The organism is Halorubrum distributum JCM 13561, from assembly GCF_000337395.1.
GTDB classification, from domain to species: Archaea; Halobacteriota; Halobacteria; order Halobacteriales; family Haloferacaceae; genus Halorubrum; species Halorubrum distributum.
On sequence record NZ_AOJF01000040.1, the window covers coordinates 1 to 25465 of the forward strand.

The following is a 25465-nucleotide window of genomic DNA, read 5'->3' on the forward strand; positions in this document are numbered from 1 at the left end:
TATTTCAACAGCGCCGACGGTTCCTCTTTCTCTCGCCGAGCTATCGTCCTCCCGACCTACCCCTCGAACCCGTCTTCCCACCGGAACGTCCCGTTCCGCTGGACGACCTCGCCGTCGACCTCCATCCGCGAGCGCTCGCTCACGTCGGAGATCATGTCGACGTGGACCGCGCTGTCGTTGCCCGACTCGCCCTCCGGGAGGCAAGCGTCGTAGGCGCGACCGACCGCGAGGTGGACGGTGTCGCCCATCTTCTCGTCGAAGAGGATCGAGTCGGTGAAGCGGTCGATGCCCCGGTTCATCCCGATGCCCAGTTCGCCCAGCCGCCGCGCGCCGTCGTCGGTGTCGAAGATGTCCGCGAGTGCGTCCTCGCCCGCCTCGGCCGCGAAGTCGACGACCTCTCCGTCCTCGAAGGTGAGGTGGACGTTCCGGACGCGCGTCGCGTCGATCGTCATCGGCACGTCGAAGAACACCTCGCCGGCGGTGTCGTAGGGGGCGGTGAACACCTCGCCGCTCGGCAGGTTATGCGAGTCGTACGCGACGGAGGCCGCGGAGTTGACCGCGGTGCGGCCCGCGATCGACATCGTCACGTCGGTGTCGGGCGCGCCGTCGCGCTCGGTGACGATCCGGACCTCCTCGCCGGCGTCGAGGACGTCCTTCATGTTCGCCATCTCCTCGGCCAGCGCCTCCCAGTCGCGGAGGACGGCGTCGTAGACGAACTCCCGGTACTCCTCGTAGGCCATCCCCGCCTGCTGGGCGAGCGAGCGGGTCGGGTGGACCGTCGACACCCAGTCCGTGTCCATCCGCGCCTCGCGGACGCCCTTGCGGGCCGTCGCGTACGCCTGCCGGGTCGGACGGTCGACGTCCGCAGACGCAGTGGTGTTGCGCCCGCCGCCGATCCGGAGGTACGCGTCGGCGGCCTCGAAGATCGCGCGGTCGACCGCGGGGTCCGCGTCGAAATCCTCCGCGTCGACGTCGCCCTCGGTTCCGGCCTCGACGCCTTTTAAATAGGCGCGAGAGACCTCGCTCGACCCGTACAGCGTCGTGACGTTCGCTCCGCGCTCGCCGAGCGCCTCGGCGACCGCGACGCCCAGCTCGTGGGCGTCCTCCGCGACGCTGACGACGACGTCGTCGCCGGCCTCCACCCGCGCGCTCCAGTCGACGAGCACCTCGGCGTGCTCGCGTACGCGTTCGTCCATTACGCGGTGTGTGGCAGGGGAGCGGTAAATCGGTGCCGGGACGGTCGGACCCGGTCCCCGCAAGCTGGGCCGCGATGAGTCCGTCGGGTCGCCGCCGACCGGCGAGACCTGTCCCCGACCGTCAGATCAACACCTCGGCGTCGGTGAGGAGAGTCCGCTTCGCTCGCTCGGCTTCCGGTCCCTCCGGAACGATACCGGGCGTGGTAGCCGGCTCGTCGAACCGGTCCGGGTCCGGAGCCCAGGAGTCGAGGAGCTCCGCGAACGTCGGCCCCTGCCGTCCGGTGAGATGGATGAATCCACCGTACTGCCGCCGTTCGGCCGAGGTCGCGTCCGGGTCCGGGAACGCCTCGCGGATACAGCCGACGCGCTCGCGGAGGTACTCCGCGGCCTCGTGTTGGGAGTACTGGCTGTCCGCGTAGTACTGCTCCTGACCGCGCTCCGTGAGGTCCGCGTCCGCGAGCGCGGAGGACTCGTACCGAACCGCGTCTCCGCTGATCTCACCGCTGAGGAAACTGAGGTTCACCGTGAAACAGTCCGGGTATCGCAGGATCAGCAGAAAGAAGACCTGTTCGTCGACCGTGTACCGTTCCTGTAGTCGGTAGCAACACTCCAGGTAGTACGCCGCGAGCGCTCCGATCCAGTCGTCGCGTTCCCCGTCGAGATAGGCGATCGCGACGTCGTAGTACTCCTCGCCGGCGACCTGCTGGAGGCGGTACTCGAAGCTCCGTCGCATCTCGTCGAGTTCGTCCTCGTACACCTCCGTCAGCGGGACGTCCGGATCGTCGAGTAGCCGGCCCTTCCGCTCGCCGGCGTCCGCGATTCGCGCCATGTTCTCGTGGAGGTCCCGCTCCGCTTCCGTGTCGGGGAGCGGAATCCGGACCGCCTGTCGGCGCAGCATGTCCGCTCTGTCGTCTAACCGGCCGTGCCACTCCATACCATCGCGATCGCGACAGGTAGGTATTAAAACCGGACGGTGAGCGGCGTCGGCTCCCGGCGAACGGGTAGTCGCGCCTTCCCGCGGCGGTCGTCACTCGGACTCCCGATGGACGATCGCGAGGAGGCCGACCGCGAGCAGCGCGACGCCGACGAGCCCGCACCCGAGCTTCGCCAGCCCGGCCAGCGGGGTCCGGTCTAGGCGTTCGCGCGAGTACTTGCCGAGGACCCTGTACGACTCCCCGTCGACGCGCAGGTTGTCGACCCCGCTGAGCCGGTTCGCGCAGTTCGCGTCGCCCAGGGCCCACTCTCCGGAGGTCGAGGCGCGTTCGAACAGGAGGTCGACGGACCCGGGTGCGATCCGATACCCGCGGATCGAGACGTTGTTGCCGTCCGCGAGCGCGACCGCTGCGTCGGCGCACCGCGCGGGGAGGTCGGTTGCGTTCACGACCTGGTGTTGTTCGAGTCCCGCGCCCGCGTGAAACGTCGCCCGCCAGCCGACGACGCTCACGTCCGCGATCAGGACGAGCAGGAGGAGGGCGCCCGGGACGGCGAGGAGCCTGCGGTCCATCGCGCCGGGCAGGTAGCTTCGAGCGAAATATAGGCTTTTTGTGGCCCGTTTGCGGGCTCGCGTCGCCGTTACTCCAAGTCGAGCAGCGCCGCGATCTCGTCGAGGTAGTCGTCGTAGACGCCGACCGCGGACTCGATCGGGTCGGGCGAGGCCATGTCGATCCCGGCGAGCTCGACGACGTCGAGGGGGTACTCGGCGCCGCCGGCCTTCAGCATCTCGCGGTAGTCGGCGGCGGCGGAGTCGCCCTCGTCGAGGATCCGCTCGACGATGGCGGCCGCGGCGGAGATGCCGGTCGCGTACTGGTAGACGTAGAAGTCGTAGTAGAAGTGCGGGATGCGCTGCCACTCGCGCTCGATACCGCCCGTCAGCTCGGCGGGCGCGTAGTAGTCGCCCTTCAGGTCGCCGTACATCTCGTCGAACGCGTCGGGCGTGAGGGCGTCGCCGGCCTCCACGCGCTCGTGGATCTGCTGTTCGAACGTCGCGAACATCGTCTGTCGGAACAGCGTCGAGCGGAAGCGTTCGAGGTACTCGTCGAGGACGTGGGTGCGGAGCTCGTCGTCCTCGACGGTGTCGAGCAGGTGGTGGGTGAGCAGGGTCTCGTTGACGGTGGAGGCGATCTCCGCGACGAAGATCTCGTAGCTCGCGTCGTGCCACGGCTGGGCGTCGCCGGCCAGCTCCGAGTGCATCGAGTGGCCGAGCTCGTGGGCGAGCGTGTACATCGAAGAGATGTCGTCCTGGTAGTTCATCATGATGTACGGCTGGGTGTCGTAGGTCCCGGAGGAGAACGCGCCCGAGCGCTTCCCGCGGTTCTCGTACACGTCGACCCACCGCGAGTCGAGCCCCTCGGCCAGCCGCTCCTGATAGGCGTCGCCGAGCGGCGCGACCGCCTCGATCACCCACTCGCGGGCCTGCTCGTACTCCACGTCCGGCCCCTGGTCGCCCGTCAGCGACATGTAGAGGTCGTGGCTCTGGAGCTGGTCGACGCCGAGCGCCGCCTCCTTCAGCTCCGCGTGGCGGTGGAGCACGTCGAGGTTGTCGTCGACGGCCTCGACGAGGGTGTCGTACACCTCGACGGGGACGTTCGAGTCGTCGAGCGCGGCGGCGCGCGCCGAGTCGTAATCCCGAATCTCGGCGCTCGTGACGTGCTCGCGGACGGCCTTCTCCAAGGAGGTGCCGACCGTGTTGCGCACGTCCTCCCACTCGTCGTAGAACGTCTCGTGGACGCGCTCGCGGAACTCGCGGTCCGGGTTCGTCTGGAGCTTCGTGAAGTTCGACTGCGTGATCTCCACGTCCTCGCCGTCGGGGTCCTCGACGACGCCGTAGGTCATGTCCGCGTTCGTCAGCATCGAGTAGATCTCGCTCGGCGCGTCGGTGACCTCCGAGAGGTCCGCGAGCACCTCCTCGACCTCGCTCGACCGCGTGTGCGGCTTCTTCCGCAGGACGTCGTCGAGGTAGTGCTCGTACTCGGCGAGCGCGGGCTCGTCGTCGAGGAAGGCCTCCACGTCGGACTCCGTCAGCGACTGGATCTCCGGTTCGAGGTACGAGACCGCGCTCGACGCCTCGGAGCCGAGCGACGACGCCCGCGCGGACATCGCCTGGTACTCCTGGTTCCGCGTGTCCTCGGCGCTGCGCAGGCGGGCGTAGGTCATCACCTGCTGGAGCTCGCGGAAGATCTCCTCGCGCAGTTCGAGCAGTTCGAGGAGCGTGGCGGCGTCCTCGGTCGCGCGCCCCTCGTAGGCGGCCAGCTCGTCGATCCGGCCGGACACCTCCTCGTAGGCCGACTCCCACGCCTCGTCGTCGGCGTAGATACCGTCGAGGTCCCACTTGTACTCGGCGTCGATCTCGGACCGCTCGGGAACCGAACTCATACCGATCGGGTCGGCCTCGCGCACACTAAGCCTTGGCAAACCCCGCGCGCCGGGCCGATAGGCGTGCGGAACGTTACCGCTCCGCTTCGTCGTCGCCGTCCGTCTCCGACGCGCCGCCGTCCGCGCCAGGCCCGCCGCGACCGTCCCCCGCCTCCCCCTCGGCCCACGCCGCGAGGTCGACGACGAGCACGAGCGCGTCCTCGCCGTCGCGGTAGTAGCCGCCGACCCGCCGGATCGGATCGAACCCCTCGTCGGCGTACAGCGACCGCGCGGGGTCGTTCCCCTCGCGCACCTCCAGGCGGGCCACCGCCACGCCGGTCGCGCGGAGCCGGGCCAGCGCGGACCGGAGGAGGGTCCGGCCGATCCCCTCGCCGCGGGCGTCGGGGTGGACGGCCAGGTCCTTGATGTGGCCGATGTCGCGGCCGTGGTTCGGCGTCCGGTCGGCGACGACGAACCCGACGACCGCGCCCGCCCGCTCGGCGACGAGGAACGCCGGCTCGTCGAGCAGCCGCTCGAAGGCGTCGTGCGGCCACGGGTCCGAGAAGCAGGCGCGCTCGATCCGGACCACCGCGAGGAGGTCGGCGCGCTCCGCCCGCCGGATCGTGACGTCGGCGACGCTCACGCCCGGAGTTGCGGGCCGCGGGGAATAAACGCGCCGGGTTTCCCTCACGCGTCGATCCAGGGCTCGTCCGGGTCGGCGTCGGCGGGGTCGGGGGCACACACCTCGAAGCAGGCGCCGTCCGGCGGCCGGAGCCGCCGCCCGTCAGGGAGGCCGATGGGGTCGTCCGCGGGCGCTCGCAGCTCCACGCGCCACCCGTGCGACTCGACGACCTCGCGGACGATGTCGAGCCCGTACCCCGTCCCGTCCGCGCGGGTGGTGAACCCCGACTCGAACACCGACTCCCGGTGATCGGGGTCGATCCCCCTCCCGTCGTCGGCGACGAGGAACCCCTCGTCGGTGGCGGTGACGAGGACGGTGAGGTCGTCGTCGGACGCGCCGTCGCCGTCGCCCGCCGGGTCGCCGTCGGACTCGTTCCCGCTCGCCTCGGCCGCGTCCGGCGTCGCGTGTTCCGTCGCGTTGCGGAAGAGGTTCTCGAGGGCCTGTCGCATCCGGCCGCGGTCGCCGTACACCCGCGCGTCGCCGGCGACGACCAGTTCCGCGTCGTCGCCCTCGGCGGCGGTCTCCCAGGCGTCGCGGGCGACGCTCGCGAGGTCGAACTCCGTGGGCTCGTCCATCCCGGTTCCCTGCCGCGCGAGGGTGAGCAGCTCCGAGACGAGCTGGTCGATCCGGTCGACGGCGCGCTCGCCGCGTTCGAGCGGCTCCGTCTCGCCGCGCAGCCGCGCCATCTCGATGGAGCCGCGGATCACCGACAGCGGGTTCCGCAGGTCGTGCGAGACGATGCTCGCGAAGCGGTCGAGCCGCTCGTTGCGGTCGGTGAGGCGCCGCTCGCGCGCCTTCCGCTCGCTGACGTCGCGCGAGTTGATGAGCAGTTCGCCGACGGGGCTGTCGGCCGGCAGCGAGCGGGTCCGCGACTCCAGCCAGACCCAGTCGCCGTCGGCGGTGCGGTAGCGGTACTCCAGCGTGGGCGCCGCGTCGGGCTCGCTGAGCGCGCGGTAGAACCGCTCGGTCACCCGGTCGCGGTCGTCCGGGTGGACGTAGCCGAGCGGGGAGCGCCCGACGGTCGACCCCTGCTCGTAGCCGAGCATCTCCTCGACGGAGGGGCTCTCGTAGACGACGAGGCCGTCGCCGTCGACGACGGTGACGAGGTCGCTGCCGTACTCGAGGAAGGCGCGGTAGCGCTCCGGGAAGGTGCGGTCCGCGTCGACCCGCCGGACCGTGACGATCCGGCCGCCGAACTGCGGGGCGAGCTCCTCGTCGACGACGGACTCGACCCACGCGTACCCCCCGCTCGCGCGGCGGATGCGGTGGGTGACCGTCCGGCTCGTCGCGACCGCGGACAGCGCGTCGGCGACCGGATCGCGGTCGCTCGGGTGGACGCGGTCGAGGAGGTCGCTCCCGACGAGCCCGTCGCGCTCGACGCCGACGACGTCGGGCACCGACGGCCCGGCGAACAACACCTCGCCGTCCACGGCGACGGCGAGCAGGAAGCGGTCGGGCTCGACCGGGCGCGCCCACCCCTCCGCGGGCGTCGCGTCGACGTCGCCCGACGCCCGGTCGGAGTCCGCTGGCGCGCACGACGCGGCTCCGGCCTCGGATTCCTCCGAGCGAGCCGGTCGCTCCGCGTCGCCGGTCGCCGCGCCGGCCGCGGGGTGATTGTCGGTCTCGGGGGCGTCGGTCTCGGGGACGTCACCCTCGTCGGCGCCGCGGCCCGGCGCCGGCGTGTCGGATGGCCGGAGGGTCACTCTTGATTCTGCTCGGGCGTACGATCGCGAGGTGATAAAACTGCGCGCCCTCGAAATCAATATCGATAATCGAGCGCACGGCCGCCCGCCAGACCCGCCCCCGGCGTGGCCGTCGCAGCCCGCGGCCCGCTCGCGGCCCGCGAGAGGCTGTTCCCGCGGTGGCTACACCTCGTCGACGACGATGCCCTCGGCCCACGCGGCCTCGAAGCCGTCGCGGACGCGGGCGGCGAACCCGCGGTCGCGCAGGTCGAGCATGCCGAACAGCCGGTCGGGCGCGAGCGGGTCGGCGACCTCCAGGCACACCTCCTCGCCGTCGATGAGGTAGAAGTTGCCGTACGCGTCCTCCGTGATCCGCAGCTCGAACGGCCCCTGCGCGACCGTCAGCGTCGCGCGGTCCTCGTCGACCGCGGCGCGGGCGTCGTCGAACACGCCCGACTCGTTCGTCACGGTCGACGGCCGCGCCAGCGCCGACAGCGTCCAGAGCGCGATCGACGCGTACGCCGCCGAAGACCCCGATTTCGAGGAGCTGGTCGAAGAATCCTCGCTCGACGACGGGCGCCCGAACCGGAACCTCGACCGCATCTACGCCGAGCTGCGCGACTCGCCGTACGACGACTTCACCGGCGAGTACCTCGCGGACGACGATCGCTCGACGCGGATCGTGTACGCCGTCGAGTCCGACGCCAGCGACGCCGAGATCACCGCCGACGCCCGGCGCGTGGCCGACCGCTACCGCGGAGACGCGACCGCGACCGGCCAGATCGTCGTGTTCCAGGCGGTCGCCGACACGATCTTCGACTCCGCGATCGTCTCGCTGGCGGCCGCGCTCGGCCTGTCGGCGGTGTTCCTCGTCATCCTGTTCTGGCTGCTGCTCGGCAGCCCGACGCTGGGGCTCGTCACGCTCGTCCCGGTGACGGTCGCCGTCGCGACGCTCACCGCCACGATGCGGCTCGCGGGCATCCCGTTCAACGCGATCACCGCGACGATCCTCGCGATCACCATCGGGCTCGGGGTGGACTACACCGTCCACGTCGCCCACCGCTTCCACGACGAGTACCCCCGCGGGGGCGACGTCGACGCCGCGGTGGTCACCACGCTCCGCGGGACCGGCGGCGCGCTCACCGGCACGTGGGCGACGACCGCGCTGGGCACGGGCGTGCTCGTCTTGGCCATCACCCCGATCCTCGGCCAGTTCGGGCTGCTCACCGCCGCCAGCATCACGCTCGCGTATCTCGCGTCGCTGATCGTGTTGCCCCCGGCCTTGGTCGTCTGGGTCGCCGTCGTCGAGCGCCGCCCCGGACTGCTGTTCGTCGGCCGCTTCCTCGACGCCGCCGACGTGATCTCGACCGACGAGGGCGACGCGCCCGACCGAGCCCGCACCGACGGCGGCACGGACGCGTCGGCCGGGGACGCCGACTCCGGGGGCGACGCGTTCGAGTGGCAGACCGACCCGCGGCCGCCCGCCGAGGACCCGAGTCAGAAGCGTTAAACGCTCGCCGCGGATACCCGAGCGTGAGGGCGCGTAGCTCAGCGGACAGAGCACTTGGTTCCGGACCAAGATGCCGCGGGTTCAAATCCCGTCGCGCCCGTTCCTTCGCTTCGCTCAGTCACGGGCGCGACTGGCTCCACGCTCGCTCCCTTCGGTCGCTCGCGCGGATCCCGTCGCGCCGGTCGAATATACTTCTATCCGACCCATCAACACTCAAGAAACCCGCAGGAGACCGACTGTAGTCATCAGCGAGCAAATCTCGATACGGCTTCCTTTCCCGGTTCATTGATTTGATATTTCATACTAAAAATATATCTGTCCGGTGTTTGATATTCGGGTATGTATCGGTTCACGCCGGACGAAATCGATCGCGAGCGGGCCCATCACCAAGCGGTCATTCAGGGGGCCGACGACCTCGACGCGAAGCGGATCGGCAACCTCGGCGAGCTCGCGTTCGAGCAGTTCTGTCGCGAGTACCTCCCCGTCGAGATGTGGGACTGGGAAAACGAGGAGGCAATCCGACGATGTAACTCCGAGAGCTTCTCCGGGCACGACTTCGAGGTGTTCGGCTACACGGTCGACGTGAAGTCATCGCGGGACGTCTCCGCGTTCCTCCCCGAGTCTCTCGTCGAGCGGGACCCCGATGACGACATCGTGGTAATGGTCTGGCATCGAGACAACGAGGACAGCCTCATGTTGCTCGGGTGGGAGCGACTCGAGACGCTGAAATCGAAGGTCGAAACGGAGGCAGCGTTCTCCGGCGAGTCCCCGGAGAAACTCGACCACCTCGCGGCCCGCCCGATGAACGAGTTGATCGACCTCGGGCCCAACACCGCCCACATGAATCAGAAGCCGGAGAATCCGTTCTCACCGGGGGATCGGGTGGTGAAGGCCGGCGACTCGGAGCCGTCAGTGGGAATCGTTGTCGAGGTACTGCCGCCGGAGCAGAACACCGGGGCGTTCGGACACGAAATGGACGGGGAAGCGGTGCGGGTCGCGTTCCCGAGTTCGCTCGACGAGGGGCCGGGTGCGTGGCGCGATTACCACCCCGCGATCCTCGCGTCGTACTGTGACGACCAGGACGTCAAGCTCTGGACGTACAAACACGAGAATCTCGCGTTCGCGGAGAATCCGTACGTTCCAGGTGACCAAGTAATCAAGACCAGCCACAGCGATCCGGATACGGCGGTCGTAGTCGAGAGTCCGGATGGGAGTAGTGAGGTGACAGTCGCGTTCTTTACTGACTTTGAGGAAGTTGACGTACTTCCCATGGGACTAGCGGACTACTGTGAGGATAACGGCATGAAGTGCTACACGTACGAACACCCGGAAATTGAGTTCTCCGTAGGAGGGAACTGAGCCCGCCCGGACACGGAGTCGGTGTACTACTGGAGTCCGGGGCCCGACGTCGTCGCGTCGCGGAGCAAACGGCTGCGGGACGACGCCGGCTGACGCGGGAGTCTTCCATACGCCCCTAAGTCCCGCGCAGCGCGCGCCACTTCGCGGCGACGAACCCCGTGAGGATGAACCCGAACCCGGCGACAGTCGCGGGCGTCACCTCCTGCCCGAGCACGAGCCAGCCCGCGAGCGCCGCGAACACGGGGATCACGTACTCGATGAAGCTCATCTCGATCGGTCCGAGATCCTCAAGGAGCGTGAAATACAGCAGGAAGCCGCCGACGCCGGCGACTGCGGCGAGGTACGCGACGGCGGCGAGCGCGGACGGCGTCCACGCGGCGCTCGCGAACGACTGGCCGGGAAGCGCGAGCACGGCGACGTGAAGGACGGCCGCGCCGACGGCCATCATCCAGGCCTGCGTCGAGAGGAACGGCATCGACGGCGATCGGCTGTGGGTGACGACCGCGGCGACGGCGAACGCGAGCGCGGAGGCGAGCACGAGCGCGACGCCGAGGACGCTGTCCGCGAGGTTCGCCGGGTCGGGGTCGGCGATAATCACAACGCCGACGAACCCGAGGGCGACGCCGAGCGCGGTGGCGGCGGTGAACTCCTCGTCGGTCGAGACGAGCCGCGTGAGCGCCGGGGTCACCACGGGGACGAGGCCCAACAGCACCGCGGCGACGCCGCCCGTGACGTACCGCTGGCCGGCGAACAGGAACGCGTGATGGGCGCCGATGATGAGGGCGCCGCCGACGAGCACGTAGACGTAGTCGTCCCGCGTCCGAGGGCGGATCTCCACGCCGGCGACGAGCACGCCGGCGAACAACAGCACGGCGGCGACGTCGAAGCGTACGGCGGCGAACGGGACCGCGGGAAGGTCCGCGAGCCCGACGTCCGTCGCCATGAACGCCGTCCCCCACACTGCGCACAGCAACAGAAAGCGGCCGGCCGTCCGGGAGCGACTCATTCACGCGGAGGTCGCCGCCGACGGCGAAAGACCCGTCGAACCGCCCCGACTCTCCTGGCGGCCGGCCGCGTGTGGCGACGGCCGGATATCCGTTCTGCCGGTCAGGAGTCACTCTCAACCCGACCCCGAGCGGGCCTCTCCGGCTCCGTCCGTACTCTCGACGCGATCGCCGACTGCCAACTCGGGAGCCCGAACTCCACCGAGGCACAGACGTAAGCTTCCGGCCCGGCAATGGCTGGTATGGCCGACACCGATGCCGACGACGACGCGACGCCTGTCGAGACGACCGAGTGGGAGGGCGGGTTCAGTTGGATCGCGTATCCCGACGAGGACGCGCGCCGCGCGAGCCACGCACTGACGACGGACGCCGGCGTCTGGCTCGTCGACCCGGTCGACGTCGACGGGCTCGACGCGCACCTCCGCGAGGCGGGCGACGTCGCCGGCGTCGTCGTCCTCCAAGACCGACACACGCGCGACGCCGCGGCGGTGGCGCGTCGGCACGACGTCGCCGTGTCCGTGCCGGAGGGGATGGCGCTCACCCGCGAGAAGCTCGACGCGGACGCGGACGCGACCGGCTCGGCCCTCGCCGGGTCGGCGTACGAGGTTCACGAGCTCCGATCAGACGACGAGTGGGAGGAGGCCGTCCTGTGGAACGCCGAGCGCGAGACGCTGCTCGTCCCCGAGACGCTCGGGACCCTCCCGGCGTTCCGAGACGGCGGCGACGCGCTCGGGGTTCACCCCGCGGTCGAGGAGTCGCCACAGGAGCTCGCGGAGTGGGATCCCGACCACGTCCTCGTCGGCCACGGCACGAGCATTCACGAGGACGCGACGGCAGCGCTCACGGCCGCGCTCGGGCTCGATTGACGGCGGCCGGACGGCGCACCCTCGTTCCGCCCGAAAGCGAGACACGCCAACACACGACATATACGTCTGCGAGCCCGACCGTCGGTGAATGCGGGCCGACCCACGAACCCCCCTGCGACGACTCTACAGGCAGCTAACTCCCATGAACCTCACAGAAACGCGAATCCGAGAGTACGACCGGCGCGCGACAGCCAGCGACGAGACCGAGACGGCCACGTTCGGCCTCGGCTGTTTCTGGGGACCGGACGCGCAGTTCGGCGCCGTCGACGGCGTGGTCCGCACCCGCGTGGGCTACGCCGGCGGCACCTCGCGCGACCCGACGTACCACTCGCTGGGGGATCACACCGAGGTGTTTCAGGTCGAGTTCGACCCCGACACCGTCACGTATCGGGAGCTGCTGGAACTCGTCTTCGAGTCGCACGCCCCCAACCGCCAGACCCGGAACACGCAGTACCAGAACGCCGTCCTCACGGCGACGGCGGCCCAGCAAGCGACTCTCACCGAGTTCCTCTCGTCACGGGGCTTCACGGCCGACGGCATCGGCACGCGCATCGAACAGCTCTCGCGGTTCTACCCCGCCGAAGACTACCATCAAAAGTACAAGCTCCGGTCTGTCTCGTCGCTCATGGACGCGTTCGACGAGGTGGGATACGACGACGAAGCGGTGCGCGAGTCGCCGATCGCTGCCAAGCTGAACGGCTACGCCGCCGGACACGATGTCGCTGTCCTCGAGGAACCTCCGGCATCCGAGTGACCCCGCTGGCTACCGGGTGCGCGGGATACCCGATATCCACAGATGCCACTGCCTTTCCGTGTGGCACTTCTTGTGTCCGTATGTCGATAACTACTGGCGATTCTGTGACGCTCGAGTACACCGGCAAACTGGACGACGGGACCGTGTTCGACACCTCCAAGGAGTCGGTCGCCGAGGACGCCGGCCTCGCCGAGGCCCAGCCCGACCGCGAGTACACGCCGTTGACGGTCGAGGTCGGCGGCGGCCAGGTCATCGAGGGGATGGAGGAGGGACTGATCGGGCTGGAGGCCGGCGAGACGGACACGCTGACGATCCCGCCGGAGAAGGCCTACGGACAGCCCAGCGACGAGAACGTCGAGGAGTTCGAAACCGACGAGCTCCGGGAGATGCTCGGCGGACAGCTGCCCGAGGAGGGCGCGTACCTCGAGGCTCAGGACGGCAGCCAGGGCGAGATCATCCACGTGGACGAGGACGTGGTCCGCGCGGACTTCAACCCGCCCCTCGCCGGCGAGACCCTGACGTTCGACGTCGAGGTCGTCGAGGTCAACTGAGCCCCACTCGTCCGCCGCGCCCGCCGGTCGGGCCTACCCGTGAAACCGGTACAGCGACGTGACGTACGGGAGCCGGTTGAGCATCCAGATCGCGACCGGCAGCCCCACGACCGTGATCGCGAGCGCCGACGCGACGTTCGCCCACAGCAGGCTCAGCCACCACCCGACGAGGACGAAGTAGACCGCACGGACGACGAGCGACCGCTGGCCTCGGGCCGAGTCGGGGTCCGAGAGCGACCGCGGCTCCGCGAGCGTGAGCACCGTCGGCACGAGGTTGATCAGCTTGATACCGATCGGGAGGAGGACGACCGTGACGTTGAGCAGCCACGCGACGTTGACGACGATCGGCGTCGCCCACCAGCCGACGAAGACGAACCACAGCGCGCGAACGAGCAGGGACCGTTGTGCCATTACTCGGGGTAGACGCTCAGCGGGGAAACCCGTGTCGTCCGTCGCGGTCCTCCCGGAGCGTTCGAACGCGCCCGGTACCGAACGTCGCAGGTGCGGGAGCCCCGAGTAGGTCTCCCGCAGCAAATTCGTGGTCGCTCCGAGGAGGCGCCCCGCTCGCCCGCCCTTTCAAGACGCTCGCCGACCTGGATCTCGCATGGAACTGACGCCAGGCGTACACGGGCTCCCGTTACGCGTCTCGATGGACGACCGCGAGGCGACGTTCAACGCGACCGCCGTCGAGACGCCGCGGGGGCCGCTCCTGATCGACGTCGGGCTCCCCGACACGGTGGACGTCCTCGAAGCCGCGCTCGACGACGAGGGGCTGCGCCTCGACGACGCCTGGGGAATCCTCATCACCCATCAGGATCCGGACCACGCCGGCTGTCTGGCGGCCGTCGTCGACCGGACCGACGCCGTCGTCTTCGCGCACGAGACGGAAGCGCCGTACCTGGAAGGCGACAGGGAACTCGTCAAGTCCACCGCGGAGCGACCGCTGTCGATCGACCCGACGACGGTCGACGTCCGCCTGACGGGCGGCGAGACGTTCGCGACCGCCGCGGGGCCGATGGAGGTCATCGCGACGCCCGGCCACAGTCCGGGGCACGTGTCGGCGCACTTCCCTGACGCGGAGCTGCTCGTCAGCGCGGACGCGCTCAACGTCGTCGACGGCGCGCTCGTCGGCCCCCGACCGGAGGTGACCCAGGACCTCGAGACCGCGTGGGAAAGCGTCGAGACGCTCGCTGACTTGGCCGTGGCGGAGACGTTCTGCTTCCACGGCGGCCGCGCCGCCGCGGGGACGGCCCGCATCCGGGAGTTGGTGGCCGACCGGTAGCGGCCAGTAGGGGCAGCGGTCTCGGTTTCGAACCGGGCCGAACGGGGTCACTCCGCGCTCTCGGCGTCCGCGTTCGGGCCGGCTCCGATCGCCGCGGAGAGGAAACTCCCGAGGAGCCCCGCGACGCCGAGCGCGAGCGCGGCGAGGACGATCCCGCCCGAGTCGCCGTATCCGCGGACCTCGACGCGAACCGCCCAAAGCATGAGCACGATGCTGAACAGGAGGACGTCGCTCGACAGGGACATGTGCCGTCCACGTACCGAGGCGTCCCAGTAGTAGGTACTGGTTCCCCGACAGCCGTCCGGCGACGACCGACGCCGCGTCGCAGGGGGCGACGGCGGTCGCCGTCCCCGCCGCCGTTTGAATCTTGCCGACCCGAACCGACTTGTCCGGGGGGCGCGTCGCCCCGGCTATGCCCGACTCACCGACCGGCTCGACCGGCCTCGAATTCGGCGTCCTCGGCACCGCGGGGATCGCCCGCAAAGCGGTGATCCCGGCGATCGCCGCCAGCGACCACGCGGTCGGCGCGGTGGCGTCCCGCGACGCCGCCCGCGCGGAGCGGTTCGCGGCCGAGAACGCGATCCCGCGCAGCTACGGCTCTTACGAGGCGCTCCTCGACGACGACGCGCTCGACGCGGTGTACGTCCCGCTCCCCAACGGCCGCCACGCCGAGTGGACGAAGCGCGCCGCGGACGCCGGCCTGGACGTCCTCTGCGAGAAGCCGCTGGCCGCCGACGCCGCCGAGGCGCGCGACGTGGTCGCCCACTGCGACGAGCGGGGCGTCACGCTGATGGAGGCGTTCATGTACCGGTACCACCCGCGCACCGAGCGCGCCGTCGCGCTCGCCGCGACCGAGCTCGACGACGTGCGGACGGTGACGGCCACCTTCCGGTTCCCGCTGTACGACCGCCCGAACGACGTGCGGCTCGACCCCGACCTCGCGGGCGGGTCGCTGATGGACGTCGGCTGCTACCCCGTCTCGCTCGCTCGGACGATTCTCGGAGAGCCCGACCGCGCGTACGCCCACGCCGGCGACACCCGCGACGCCGGGGTCGACACGGAGCTCTCGGGCGTGCTGGCGTACGACGACGGCCGTTCGGCGCGGGTCGCGTCCGGCTTCGACACCCAGCTCGTCCAGCGGTACCGCGTCGACGCGACGAACGGGTGGGTCGCGGTCGAGCGCGCGTTCGACGCCCCGACCGACGAACCCGTCGAGCTGGAGTACGAGATCGACGGCCGGCACGGCGTCGAGACGTTCCCCGCGGTCGACCAGTACCGGCTTCAGGTCGAGCACTTCGCCGAGCGCGTCGCCGACGGGACCGCCCCCCTGACCGACGGGCAGGAGGCGATCGCGAACATGGCGGCCATCGACGCGCTCGCCGAGAGCGCCGCCGACGGCGGCCCCGTCGACCTCTGAACGCTGCCACCGGAGAACGTCCTCCGGACTCCCGTCAATACGCCCCGGGCGCCGCCGCGCGGCTCACCGGGCTTGCGACCGGCCTTACCGATCGATCCCGCCCTCGCCCTCGATGACGTCGCGGACCTCCGCCCGGGTCGTCACCGCGAGGTCGCCGTCGGTAGTGCGTTTCAGCGCCGCGGTCGCCGAGCCCCACCGGAGCGCCGCGGGGAGGTCGCCGCCGCGCAGGCGCTCCGCGACGAAGCCGGCGACGAACGCGTCGCCGGTGCCGATCGCGTCGAACGTCTCCGCCTCGTACACGTCCTGCTCGTACACCGAGCCGTCGTGGAGCGCGACCGCCCCCTCGAGCCCGCGGGTGACGACCACCGTGTCGAAGCCGAACTCCGTGGCGAGCCCGTGCGCGATCTCGACGGCGCCGCCCTCCCGGTCGAGCACCTCGCGGGCGTCCCGCCGCGGGACGAACAGGGTGTCGACGTGTTCGAACAGCTCCTCGTAGGCCGCCCGCGCCATCTCCGGGTCCCAGAGCTTCGCCCGGTAGTTCAGGTCGAACGAGCGCGTGGTCCCCGCCTCGCCGGCGGTCCGCAACAGCGCGGTCGTCGTCTCCGCCGTGGTCTCCGAGAGGGCGGGCGTGATCCCGGTCGTGTGGAACCACTCCGCCTCCGCGACCGCGTCCGTCGGGAGTTCGTCGGGCTCGACGGTCGTGATCGCCGCGTCGGCGCGGTCGTAGATCACGTTCGTCCCCCGCGGCTCGCCGCCGTGTTCGAGGTAGTAGGTCCCCACGCGGCTCGCGTCCGCGTCGGCCCACGCGACGCCCGGGCGGACGCCGTGGCTTCGCAGTTCGGTCACGATCCGCCGGCCGAGCGGCGAGTCGGGGAGCTTCGAGAGCCAGCGGGCGTCGGCGCCGAGCCGCGCGGCCCCGACCGCGACGTTGCTCTCGGCGCCGCCGGCCTGAACGGTCAGGTCGCGCGTCGTCTCCAGCCGCTCGCCGCGCGGCGGCGACAGCCGGAGCATCGTCTCGCCGAACGTGACGAGGTCGGTCATCGGCGCCACCCCGCGCCGCAGGTCTCGAACGGGTTCATGGTGGGTGCTACGCTCGGCCGATTATAAGAAGGGGTGATCGCCGTCGGCCGGCGCGGGCGGGGGCGCCCGCGCTCCGCTCGCGCCGCGTCTCTCCTCACCGCGCCGTCCCCGCCTACTCTCGGTCTTCGCGCGCCCGGTAGTCCGGGAGCGTGTCGTCCTGCATCACCGCGCCGCGGCCGCCGTCGACGAGCAGCGCGGCCCCCGTGACGAACGAGGCGTCCTCGCTCGCGAGGAAGGAGACGGCGCCGGCGACGTCCGCGGGCGTGCCGATCCGCCCGGTCGGATGGATCGATTCGACCTCCTCGAACCGCCCCTCCGGCAGCTCCTCGCGGGTGCGCTCGATCTCCACCCAGCCGGGGACGACCGTGTTCACCCGGACGCGGGGGCCGAAGTCGACCGCGAGCGACCGCGTCATGCCGTTGATCCCCGCCTTCACCGCGTTGTACGGGAAGTGCGCCGGCATCGTCGCGTACGCGTGGTTCGACGAGACGTTCACGATCGCCCCGCGGTCCATGTGCTCGAGGGCGGCCCGCGCGGCGAGCCAGTACGCCCGGAAGTCCGTCTCGACGACGAACGCCCAGTCGTCGAGCGTCGCCTCGTCGGCGGCCGTCTCCGTCTGGACGCCGGCGTTGTTCACGAGCACGTCGACGGAGCCGTACCGCTCGGCCGCCGCCTCAGCGAGCGCGGCCACGTCGTCCGGGTCGCGCATGTCGGCGCGGACGAACGTCGCGTCGCCGGTCGGCGGACCGTCGGCCGCGCCCGCTCCGCTCCGCTCCGAAATTCGGTCGGCGACGGCCGCGCCCGCCTCCTCGGAGCGCCCGCTGACCACGACGTTCGCCCCCTCCGCGGCGAGCCGCTCCGCGATCCCGGCGCCGATCCCGCGGGTCGACCCCGTGACGATGACGGTCTCGCCGGCGAACCGCCCGGGGACCGCGCCCTCGGTCGGCGACTCGCGTCGGCGGGTCATCGGTCGCCCTCCGATCGGTCGATATGTCTCGCCATCGGGATCACCACTCCGCGACGGAGCCGTCGTCGTGGCGCCAGACGGGGTTGTGCCAGTCGACGTCCTCCTCGGCCTGCTCGCGGACGTGTTCCTCGTCGATCTCGATTCCCAGCCCGTCGCCGTCGGGGATGTCGACGAACCCGTCGCGGTACTCGAACACGGACGGGTCAGCGAGGTAGTCCAACACGTCGCTCGTCTCGTTGTAGTGGATGTCGAGCGACTGCTCCTGAATCAGCGCGTTCGGCGTACAGGCGTCGACCTGAATACAGGAGGCGAGCGCGATCGGCCCGAGCGGACAGTGCGGCGCGACCGACACGTCGTACGCCTCGGCCATCGACGCGATCTTCTTCAGCTCGGTGATCCCGCCGGCGTGGGAGACGTCCGGCTGGATCAGGTCGACGGCGTCCGCCTCCAGCACCTCCTTGAAGTCCCACCGCGAGTACATCCGCTCGCCGGTCGCGATCGGGATCGTCGTCGACGCCCGGATCGCCGGCAGCGCGTCGTTGTTCTCGGGCAGCACCGGCTCCTCGATGAACATCGGGTCGTACGGCTCCAGCGCCGCCGCGAGCCGACGGACCATCGGCTTGGCCACCCGACCGTGGAAGTCGACGCCGATGTCGACCTCGTCGCCGACCGCCTCCCGCACGGCCGCGATCCGGTCGGCCGCCGCGGCCACCGCGGCCGGGGAGTCGATCGACTCGAGCTCCGCCGTGGCGTTCATCTTCAGCGCCGAGAAGCCGGCGTCGACCTTCTCCCTCGCGGCCTCGCCCACGTCCGCCGGTCGGTCCCCGCCGATCCACTGGTAGACGCGGATCCGGTCGCGCGCGCGGCCGCCGAGCAGCTCGTGGACGGGCGCGCCGAACTGCTTCCCCTTGAGGTCCCACAGCGCCTGGTCGACGCCGGCGATGGCGCTCATCAGCACCGGACCGCCGCGGTAGAACCCGCCGCGGTACATCGCCTGCCAGTGGTCCTCGATCCGCGTCGGGTCCTCGCCCAGCAGGTAGTCGTCGAGCAGCTCCTCGACGGCCGCGACGACCGTGTGCGACCGCCCCTCCACGATCGGCTCTCCCCACCCCACGGTGCCGTCGCTCGTCGTCAGCTTCAGGAACAGCCAGCGGGGCGGTACTTCGAACAGCTCGTAGTCGGTGATGTACATGGTGAGTCGGGGTAACTCCGAACCGGTCCGGGGGCCGCGGGACTCGCACGCCGTCGGTCACGGCGGGTCGCACGCTCCGTCGATCTCCCGCGTCCGACCCGGACCGGTCCGTCGCCACGGTCGTACTTGCCCGTCCGTCTGTTAAATAGGAGGTGTGTGCGGGCGCGCCGCGGCCGTCTCCGACACGGCCCGATTTAAGACCCCCGGCGGGGAGGTACCAGCCATGCGAACCGATCGACTCGACCGGATCACCGAGGGCGGCGTGATCGCGATCCTCCGCGGCGTGGGGCGAGACGACGCCGTGGCGGTCGCGGACGCGGTCGTCGACGCCGGCGTGACGGCCCTGGAGGTGACGGCGGACACGCCGAACGCGATGGCCTCCATCGAGGCGATAGCCGACCGCGTCGACGACGCCGTCGTCGGCGCCGGCACCGTCCTCGACGCGGAGACCGCGCGCGCGGCGCAGCTCGCCGGCGCGGAGTTCCTCGTGACGCCGACGGTGAACCGCGGCGTGATCCGGACGGCGAACCGCTACGGCACTCCGGTCGCGGTCGGCGCGTACGCACCGACCGAGGCGATCGAGGCCTACGAGGCCGGCGCCGACGCGGTGAAGGTGTTCCCCGCGAAGACCGGCGGCCCGGACCACGTCGCGGCGATCGGCGGGCCGCTCCCGCAGATACCGCTCGTGCCGACCGGCGGCGTCGGCGCGGACAACGCGGGCGAGTACGTCCGGGCGGGCGCGGTCGCGGTCGGCGTCGGCAGCTCGATCGTCGACGACGAGGCGGTCGCCGACGGTGACTTCGACGCGGTCCGGGAAAACGCGCGCGCCGTCGTCGAGGCCGTCGCCGCGGCTCGGGAGTGACTCGTTCGGCGGTCCGACTTGTGCCGCCGCCGCGCGACGCCCCTACCGCGCGGGAGACCGGGCCTCCTCGGCGGCGTCGGCAGAGGGACCCCGAACCGCGTCCCACCCGCTGATACAGGCCTCACACAGGTAGTACGGGAAGCCGTCGACGTCGCGGTGCGCGAGCGGAGCGTCGACGCCGCACTTCTCACAGTTCATGCCCGGCGAGTACGCTATGACGGATATATGTCTTCTGTTCGCGACCACATCTGTGATAATTCGTGACAGAAGCGACCGAACGGACGTTTGTCGGCCGCGTGTTCGGTTCACCTCGGTGTTTCCCCCTCGCAGTTCGTCGATACCGAACTCTGATCGCCGGCCCGCGACCCGCGGTTCGCGGTCGCGTTCGAGGGCCGTCACGGGCTGGGGACGCGGTCCGGCTTCTGTCGGCCCGTGCCGGATCGACGCGAAAAAAGAACGGCGCGCCGTGGTCGGCGTTCCCGACCGGTCGGGCTCAGAGGCGCTTGCCGAGGAAGACGCCGCCGGCGACGGCGCCCCCGAGCGCCGCGGCGCCGCCGGCGATCACGACGAGATTCACGTCGCCGAGGAGTCCGCCACCGGTGCCGCCGTTGCCGGTGGTTCCGCTGCCGTCGCTCGCGCCCTGTTGGCCGTCGTTGTTGGCGACGACGTCGCCGGCCGCGACGTCGACTTCCCCGCCGACGAGCGCCACGTCGACGCTGGCGCGGTCGGCATCGTTGACGGCCGTGTCCTCGCCCACGAAGGACAGATCCGTCGAGTCGCCGTCGTCGCCGACGGCGGTGACTCGGAGCCGAGCCAGTACCGGTTCGTCGACGCCCTCGGTCCCGGACTGCGTGAAGACGACCCACCCCTCGTCGTTGTTCACGTTCACAACGGGGTCGGCGAAGTCCTCGCTCCCCACGACGCCCTCGACTCGGACGACGGACGGGTCGAAGGTCACGTTGGTCTGATAGCCGGCGATGTCGCTGGCGTCGGTCGACACCCGAACCACGGCGGTGTCGTTCGGGTTGACCGTCGCCGATCCGAGCCGGAGCTGCGGGGCGTCGGACTGCTGTGCGTACTGCTGGGAGAGGAGGGCGTTGTCGCTCGCGGTCGTACCGGCCCCGTCGGTCACCACGGGGGTCCCGCCGGCGGTGGCGGCGGCCGCTACGGGTGCGGCGACGGGGGCCAACGCCAGCGCGAGCACGAGTGCGAGCGCGGCGGCGTGTCTGGTGTCATCGAACATACGTTATCTGTGTGTAAGGATCCGTGTTAATCATTACGCGCGTTCTGCGGTACGAAAAATTGTGGCGGCTGGGTGGTTGACGGGTGGTTCGGCCGGTCAGAGCGCGGGTGCGCTCGGCGTGGCGGTCGACTCGACGCTCGGAGCGGTGACCGAGGACTGGGCGTCCGCGGCGTTCATCTCCGGCGGTTCCTCGATGCCGGCGACGATCTGCAGGATGTAGGTCACGTCGGCGGACGTGATCTGGCCGTCCTGGTTGACGTCACCGAGCATCTCGATCTGGTCGTCCGGAACCTCGGTCGGCAGGCCGGCGATGTGGCGCTGGACGATGACCGCGTCACCGGCGGTGATCTCGCCGTCGGCGTTCACGTCGCCGAGCTGGCCGTCGAGGACCGTGACGTGGCCGTTGTCCCAGTTGGTGAGGTAGGCGCTACCAGTGGGATCGTAGACGGCGGACTCCTCGCCGATCAGCGAGACGTCTGCCTCTTCGCCGGTATCCATATCGACGACCTCGAACTCGATGGAGGCCATCTCGGGCGCGTCGGCGCCCTGCGCCTGCGCCTGCGTGAGGAACAGCACGCCGTTCTCGTTGTCAATCTCCACCACGGGGTCAGCCATGTCCTCGCCGGAGACGTCCTCGACCTGGAGCTTCTCCGGGTCGAACTCGATCGTCGCCTCGTAGCCGGTGACGTTGCTGACGTCCGTCTGGAGCGTGACCTCGGCGTTGCTGCCGGGCGAGACCGTCGTCTCGGTCACTTCGACCGTGCCGGCGGGCTCGGGCGGGTTGGCCGCGACGCCGACCATGTTCCCGAGGATGGTGTGCGCGTCCTCGGTGTACTCGCCTTCGGTGAAGGTGCTGTATCCCATGGAGGCCGCCAAGATGTCCCAGCGGGCCTCGCTGACCGCGACGCCGCTGCCCTGAACCTCGCCGTTGGAAACGTCGGCCAGGACCTGCGCGTTGGTGTCCGAGAACCACGACTTGTCGGCGAACGTGGCCTCGTGGAGCGAGATCGGCTCGTCACCGACGCCCTCGAAGATCGGGTGGTCGGCGACGTTCACGAACGTCGGGTTCTCGCCGCTGAACCCGTCGTCGGTCTCGGCGGGGTCGCCGAGCGCGTCCGAGCGGGCCTCGATGCCGTTGGAGTCGCTCCCCCACTGGTCGAGGTAGACGGTCCCGACGTCGTAGCTCGCCGTGGCGTCGGCGAACGCCTCGGCGCTGTCCTCGTCGAGGTACTGGACGACGTACGCGTCGTACGTGTCCGTGGACTCGATGGCGGTGTCGGAGTCGATGACGTCCACCGAGTAGCTGTCGGGCGTCTCCTCGTCGACGATGGCGGCGACGTCCTCGCCCCACTCGCTGTTATCGTCGACGACGCCGACCTGCGTGAACTCTTCGAAGACCTCGGTCGGACCGGTGGTCACCTCGACGGAGTCGCCGAGCCCCTCGAAGGTGTGGTCGATAGAGAGGTCGCCGCTGGTGTCGGCCGTCGTCTCGACGGTCACGGTCGCGGTGCCGCTGTAGCCGCCGAGGTCGACGGGCTCGCCGAACTCATATTCGCCGCCGGCGACGTACAGCGTGGCGTTCTCAGCACTGTAACCGTCGCCGAGTTCCGCGGTGTACGTTTCGAGGTTTGCGACGTTGACGGTCGCGCTGACGTTGTCACCGCCCTCGATGGCGCTCGCCTGCCCGGATTCGAGCGCGACGTCAAGGGCCGGATCGAGGCTGAAGTCCGCGGTGACGGTCTCGTTGTCACCGACCTCGACCGTCTGGCTCGAACTCTCCGCCCCGAACGCGTCGGCCGTCACGGTGACGTTGCCGGTCTCGGCGAGCAGCGTGTACTCGCCGTCCGCGTTCGTCGTGGTCTGGAAGCCCTGGTCACTGGAGACCGTCGCGCCCTCGATGGCCGCGCCGTCGGCGTTGGTGACGGTGCCCGTGACCTCCTGCTCGAGTGCGACCATGTCGGTCGCCGCCTTGATGTCGATGATCCCGTCACCGTACCGGGTCGGGTCGGGGTCCTCCGCCGGCGCCCAGGCCGTCTCCGTGAGCGCCTCCGTAGCGGTGGACTTGTCGATGTCGCCGGCCGCGGAGAGCATCAGTGCGTACGCGCCGCTGATGTGCGGAGCGGCCATCGACGTGCCGGAGAGTTCCTGGTAGCCGCCGCCGGGCTGGGCGCTGTTCACCGCGACGCCGGGTGCGGCGTAGTCGGGCACGACGTAGGTGTCCGGCCAGTCGCTCGGGGCGGCGTCGCCCCAGTCAGCCTCGGTGTCGACTTCCTCGCCGCTGGAGAACGAGGCGATGCCGCCGTCCTCGTTGCTGGCGCCCGCGGCGATCGTCTCGTACACGTTCCCGGGGCTACCGGAGCTGCCGGCACCGCTGTTGCCGGCGGACGAAACCAGGACCTTGCCGGCCGCTTCGATGTTCTGGGTCGGCTCGATCATCTCGGTGTAGTAGCCCGTCGCACCGAGGCTCATCGAGACGACGTCGACGCCGGACTCGTTGGCGGCCCACTCCATCCCGTTGGCGACCTGCGCGAAGCTGCCGCCGCCGCCGGGGATGACGAGGCCGTGGTAGAGCGTCGCCTCGGGCGCGACGCCGATGTACTCGCCGCTGGCGTTGCCGCCGACGACGGTGCCGGAGACGTGGGTCCCGTGGTCGCTGCTGTCGTACGGGTCGACGTTCTCGACGCCGTCCTCGGTCGCTTCGACGAAGTTGTCGGGATCGATGTCGATATCGGGATGGTCGGGGTCGACGCCCGTGTCGAGCACGGCGACACCGACGCCTTCACCCATCGTGTTGTACTCGTCCCAGACCTCGGTCGCGTTGATCTGATCGAGGCCGTAGGTGGTGTTGTAGCTCGCGGACCGGACGTCGTCGGCGCTCGCGCGCTCCTGCTGGAGGTTCTCCGGAACCGACAGCTCGAAGTTCGCGTGTGCGCGGTCGACGCCTTTGATCTCGGTGACGCGCTCGATGTTCACCTCGTCCGTGTCGACCTCGGCGAGCACCGCGTTCGCGATCCAGAACTGCTCGACGGTCTCGATCCCCTCCGTACTACCCGCGTACCGGAGGAAGTTCTGCTGGGTGGCCGCCGAGTGCTGTTTCATCGACCGGATGGCCGCTTGTCCCGTCACGCCCTGGAGGGACGCGCGGTCGATTTCGTCGAAGCGGAAAATCACTTCGACGGTCCCGTCGGCCTCCTGGAGGGCCGGGTCGACGTCACCCTGTGTCCCGAACTCTACTGGAGCTCCGGGGTTCTGGATGCCGTCACCGAACGATGCCGTATCAGTTGCCGCGTCTGTTCCCCCGCTCCCCGGTGCTACTCCGACCGCGCCTCCGACAGGCGCGAGCAGGAGTATCACCGCGAATACCGTGGCGAATATTACGTTACGTGACATTCGGTGCGCGCGGCGGTACCACGCACCTCGGGGCCACGGCCTATCCGGGCATAGTTAGTAGACAGAATATGGTTACCTTAATGACCGTATTTGGGGATTTCGTTCCTGTGAGGCCCCATAATCTGTGGGATATGGCGGTGAAAAGATACCACAAGGGATGCCTATGGAACGCGTCGCAGCTCACTTCGTTCCGAGCGCTTGGTGTAAATTTTCTCGTCAAGAGGTCGTAGTCAACCGCCGCAGACCGCGCAAGTGAAAGAATGCGTACATCAGTGTACGAAGTCATCCATGACTGTTATTTTCAACTTATAGGAATGGAGAATGAGTCGATACATAGTAGAAATATATAGAAACTGTCAATTGAAAAGTTTTAGTTGTTATACATATGTTTGGAGATACGGAGGGAGCGGTGTGAACACTACACAAGTACGAACGGACGATGGCGACGAAGAGACGACCACGCCCCGCGGCGGTGTGACCGTACTCTGCGAACGGCTCGATGAGGGCACGAGAAACCCGGACGACCTCAATCTCATCTACGACGTCCTCAGCAACTACCGTCGACGGCAGATGCTTCAGCTCCTCGGAGCCGAATCCGACAACTCGGCGACGATACCCGATCTCGCATCCACCATCGCCGCGTGGGAGATAGACGTCGACGACCCCGACGCAGTCAGCTACGACGAACGAAAGTCGGTACAGTCGACTATCTATCAGCACCACGCACCCAAGATGGCCGACGCCGGTCTCGTCGAGTTCGACAAGCGGACCAGCCGCCTGGAACTCACCGACCGCGCGGCCCGTCTCGGACTCGGCGGAGACGACGCTGACGTCGACGGCTCGGCGGGTGACGACAGGAAGTGGGTGTCTTCAGACACGGCCGCCGTCACCGGTGCCCTAGCGGTGGCCGTCAGCGTCGCCGCGACGGCGACTGTCGCCGGTTCCCCGACCGCGTTCGTGGTCCTCGCAACCTCCATCGTGACCGGAGTAATCACTTGGAATCGTAGCAACCGGTAGTCGTCGTCTCGGTCGACCCGATCCGACCGTCGACGGCGAGCCGCTGCTAAAGCCTCGGCG

General features: G+C 69.7%; 24 protein-coding genes, 1 tRNA gene and 1 pseudogene. 10 read left to right on the forward strand and 16 right to left on the reverse strand.

Annotated elements, in window-relative coordinates:
- Positions 1-56: 56 nt before the first annotated feature.
- From C470_RS09490 to C470_RS09520, 7 genes are all read right to left on the reverse strand, one after another.
- Complete coding sequence (locus C470_RS09490) at positions 57-1196, reverse strand: aminopeptidase (protein WP_008366862.1); 1140 nt, start codon at positions 1194-1196, stop codon at positions 57-59.
- Between the two features lie 121 nt (positions 1197-1317).
- Positions 1318-2130, reverse strand: a complete 813-nt coding sequence (locus C470_RS09495) for a hypothetical protein (RefSeq protein ID WP_004599367.1) — start codon at positions 2128-2130, stop codon at positions 1318-1320.
- Between the two features lie 93 nt (positions 2131-2223).
- The gene (locus tag C470_RS09500; RefSeq protein WP_008366863.1) at positions 2224-2700 is read right to left on the reverse strand and encodes a hypothetical protein; all 477 of its coding nucleotides are present in this window, start codon (positions 2698-2700) and stop codon (positions 2224-2226) included.
- A gap of 68 nt (positions 2701-2768) precedes the next feature.
- On the reverse strand, positions 2769-4568 hold the full coding sequence (gene pepF / locus C470_RS09505; protein ID WP_008366864.1) for an oligoendopeptidase F: 1800 nt from the start codon (positions 4566-4568) through the stop codon (positions 2769-2771).
- Between the two features lie 73 nt (positions 4569-4641).
- The gene (gene rimI / locus C470_RS09510; RefSeq protein WP_008366865.1) at positions 4642-5190 is read right to left on the reverse strand and encodes a ribosomal protein S18-alanine N-acetyltransferase; all 549 of its coding nucleotides are present in this window, start codon (positions 5188-5190) and stop codon (positions 4642-4644) included.
- Positions 5191-5234: 44 nt separating this feature from the next.
- Entirely contained in the window at positions 5235-6932 is a 1698-nt protein-coding gene (locus C470_RS09515) for a PAS domain-containing protein (protein ID WP_008366876.1), read from the reverse strand.
- Positions 6933-7094: 162 nt separating this feature from the next.
- Positions 7095-7379, reverse strand: a complete 285-nt coding sequence (locus C470_RS09520; RefSeq protein WP_449271930.1) for a DUF7436 family protein — start codon at positions 7377-7379, stop codon at positions 7095-7097.
- On the opposite strand from C470_RS09520, the pseudogene C470_RS09525 reads away from it, so the two are divergent.
- From C470_RS09525 to C470_RS09535, 3 genes and pseudogenes are all read left to right on the forward strand, one after another.
- Positions 7342-8421: pseudogene (locus C470_RS09525) on the forward strand (MMPL family transporter); the annotation flags it as partial. The gene C470_RS09520 and the pseudogene C470_RS09525 overlap by 38 nt on opposite strands.
- 27 nt (positions 8422-8448) lie before the next feature.
- Positions 8449-8521: transfer RNA gene (locus C470_RS09530), tRNA-Arg, on the forward strand.
- A gap of 239 nt (positions 8522-8760) precedes the next feature.
- Entirely contained in the window at positions 8761-9780 is a 1020-nt protein-coding gene (locus tag C470_RS09535; protein WP_008366881.1) for a hypothetical protein, read from the forward strand.
- A 115-nt stretch (positions 9781-9895) separates the two neighbouring features.
- Here C470_RS09535 and C470_RS09540 read toward each other — a convergent pair whose 3' ends face one another.
- Positions 9896-10786, reverse strand: a complete 891-nt coding sequence (locus C470_RS09540) for a DMT family transporter (RefSeq protein WP_049908681.1) — start codon at positions 10784-10786, stop codon at positions 9896-9898.
- Between the two features lie 240 nt (positions 10787-11026).
- Between C470_RS09540 and C470_RS09545 the strand changes: the two genes are divergently transcribed.
- From C470_RS09545 to C470_RS09555, 3 genes are all read left to right on the forward strand, one after another.
- Positions 11027-11650, forward strand: coding sequence for a hypothetical protein (locus C470_RS09545; protein WP_008366885.1), 624 nt, complete (start codon positions 11027-11029; stop codon positions 11648-11650).
- A 142-nt stretch (positions 11651-11792) separates the two neighbouring features.
- Complete coding sequence (gene msrA / locus C470_RS09550; protein WP_008366887.1) at positions 11793-12404, forward strand: peptide-methionine (S)-S-oxide reductase MsrA; 612 nt, start codon at positions 11793-11795, stop codon at positions 12402-12404.
- A gap of 104 nt (positions 12405-12508) precedes the next feature.
- Entirely contained in the window at positions 12509-12955 is a 447-nt protein-coding gene (locus C470_RS09555) for an FKBP-type peptidyl-prolyl cis-trans isomerase (RefSeq protein ID WP_008366889.1), read from the forward strand.
- Between the two features lie 33 nt (positions 12956-12988).
- Here the strand turns inward: C470_RS09555 and C470_RS09560 are convergent, their stop codons facing one another.
- Positions 12989-13366 carry a YccF domain-containing protein gene (locus C470_RS09560; protein WP_004597800.1) on the reverse strand — a complete coding sequence of 126 codons (378 nt, stop codon included), beginning with the start codon at positions 13364-13366 and terminating at the stop codon, positions 12989-12991.
- Between the two features lie 193 nt (positions 13367-13559).
- On the opposite strand from C470_RS09560, the gene C470_RS09565 reads away from it, so the two are divergent.
- Positions 13560-14237 (forward strand): MBL fold metallo-hydrolase, encoded by a 678-nt coding sequence (locus tag C470_RS09565; RefSeq protein ID WP_007995870.1) that lies wholly within the window; start codon positions 13560-13562, stop codon positions 14235-14237.
- A gap of 47 nt (positions 14238-14284) precedes the next feature.
- On the opposite strand, the gene C470_RS09570 is transcribed toward C470_RS09565, so the two are convergent.
- Complete coding sequence (locus C470_RS09570; RefSeq protein WP_004597797.1) at positions 14285-14482, reverse strand: hypothetical protein; 198 nt, start codon at positions 14480-14482, stop codon at positions 14285-14287.
- Between the two features lie 167 nt (positions 14483-14649).
- Between C470_RS09570 and C470_RS09575 the strand changes: the two genes are divergently transcribed.
- The gene (locus C470_RS09575; RefSeq protein WP_008366892.1) at positions 14650-15654 is read left to right on the forward strand and encodes a Gfo/Idh/MocA family protein; all 1005 of its coding nucleotides are present in this window, start codon (positions 14650-14652) and stop codon (positions 15652-15654) included.
- 84 nt (positions 15655-15738) lie between these two features.
- Here C470_RS09575 and kdgK1 read toward each other — a convergent pair whose 3' ends face one another.
- The 3 genes from kdgK1 to dgoD form a co-directional block, all read right to left on the reverse strand.
- Entirely contained in the window at positions 15739-16695 is a 957-nt protein-coding gene (gene kdgK1 / locus C470_RS09580; RefSeq protein WP_049908683.1) for a bifunctional 2-dehydro-3-deoxygluconokinase/2-dehydro-3-deoxygalactonokinase, read from the reverse strand.
- 151 nt (positions 16696-16846) lie between these two features.
- Positions 16847-17701 (reverse strand): SDR family NAD(P)-dependent oxidoreductase, encoded by an 855-nt coding sequence (locus C470_RS09585; protein WP_008366896.1) that lies wholly within the window; start codon positions 17699-17701, stop codon positions 16847-16849.
- A 40-nt stretch (positions 17702-17741) separates the two neighbouring features.
- On the reverse strand, positions 17742-18893 hold the full coding sequence (dgoD, locus tag C470_RS09590) for a galactonate dehydratase (RefSeq protein WP_004597787.1): 1152 nt from the start codon (positions 18891-18893) through the stop codon (positions 17742-17744).
- A 223-nt stretch (positions 18894-19116) separates the two neighbouring features.
- Between dgoD and C470_RS09595 the strand changes: the two genes are divergently transcribed.
- Complete coding sequence (locus tag C470_RS09595) at positions 19117-19755, forward strand: bifunctional 4-hydroxy-2-oxoglutarate aldolase/2-dehydro-3-deoxy-phosphogluconate aldolase (protein WP_008366899.1); 639 nt, start codon at positions 19117-19119, stop codon at positions 19753-19755.
- A gap of 42 nt (positions 19756-19797) precedes the next feature.
- Here the strand turns inward: C470_RS09595 and C470_RS15940 are convergent, their stop codons facing one another.
- The 3 genes from C470_RS15940 to C470_RS09605 form a co-directional block, all read right to left on the reverse strand.
- The gene (locus tag C470_RS15940) at positions 19798-19953 is read right to left on the reverse strand and encodes a hypothetical protein (protein ID WP_159358437.1); all 156 of its coding nucleotides are present in this window, start codon (positions 19951-19953) and stop codon (positions 19798-19800) included.
- A gap of 295 nt (positions 19954-20248) precedes the next feature.
- On the reverse strand, positions 20249-20998 hold the full coding sequence (locus tag C470_RS09600; RefSeq protein WP_008366901.1) for a cohesin domain-containing protein: 750 nt from the start codon (positions 20996-20998) through the stop codon (positions 20249-20251).
- A gap of 96 nt (positions 20999-21094) precedes the next feature.
- Entirely contained in the window at positions 21095-24124 is a 3030-nt protein-coding gene (locus C470_RS09605) for a S8 family serine peptidase (protein WP_239638580.1), read from the reverse strand.
- Positions 24125-24799: 675 nt separating this feature from the next.
- On the opposite strand from C470_RS09605, the gene C470_RS09610 reads away from it, so the two are divergent.
- On the forward strand, positions 24800-25405 hold the full coding sequence (locus tag C470_RS09610; protein ID WP_239638581.1) for a DUF7344 domain-containing protein: 606 nt from the start codon (positions 24800-24802) through the stop codon (positions 25403-25405).
- Positions 25406-25465: the final 60 nt, after the last annotated feature.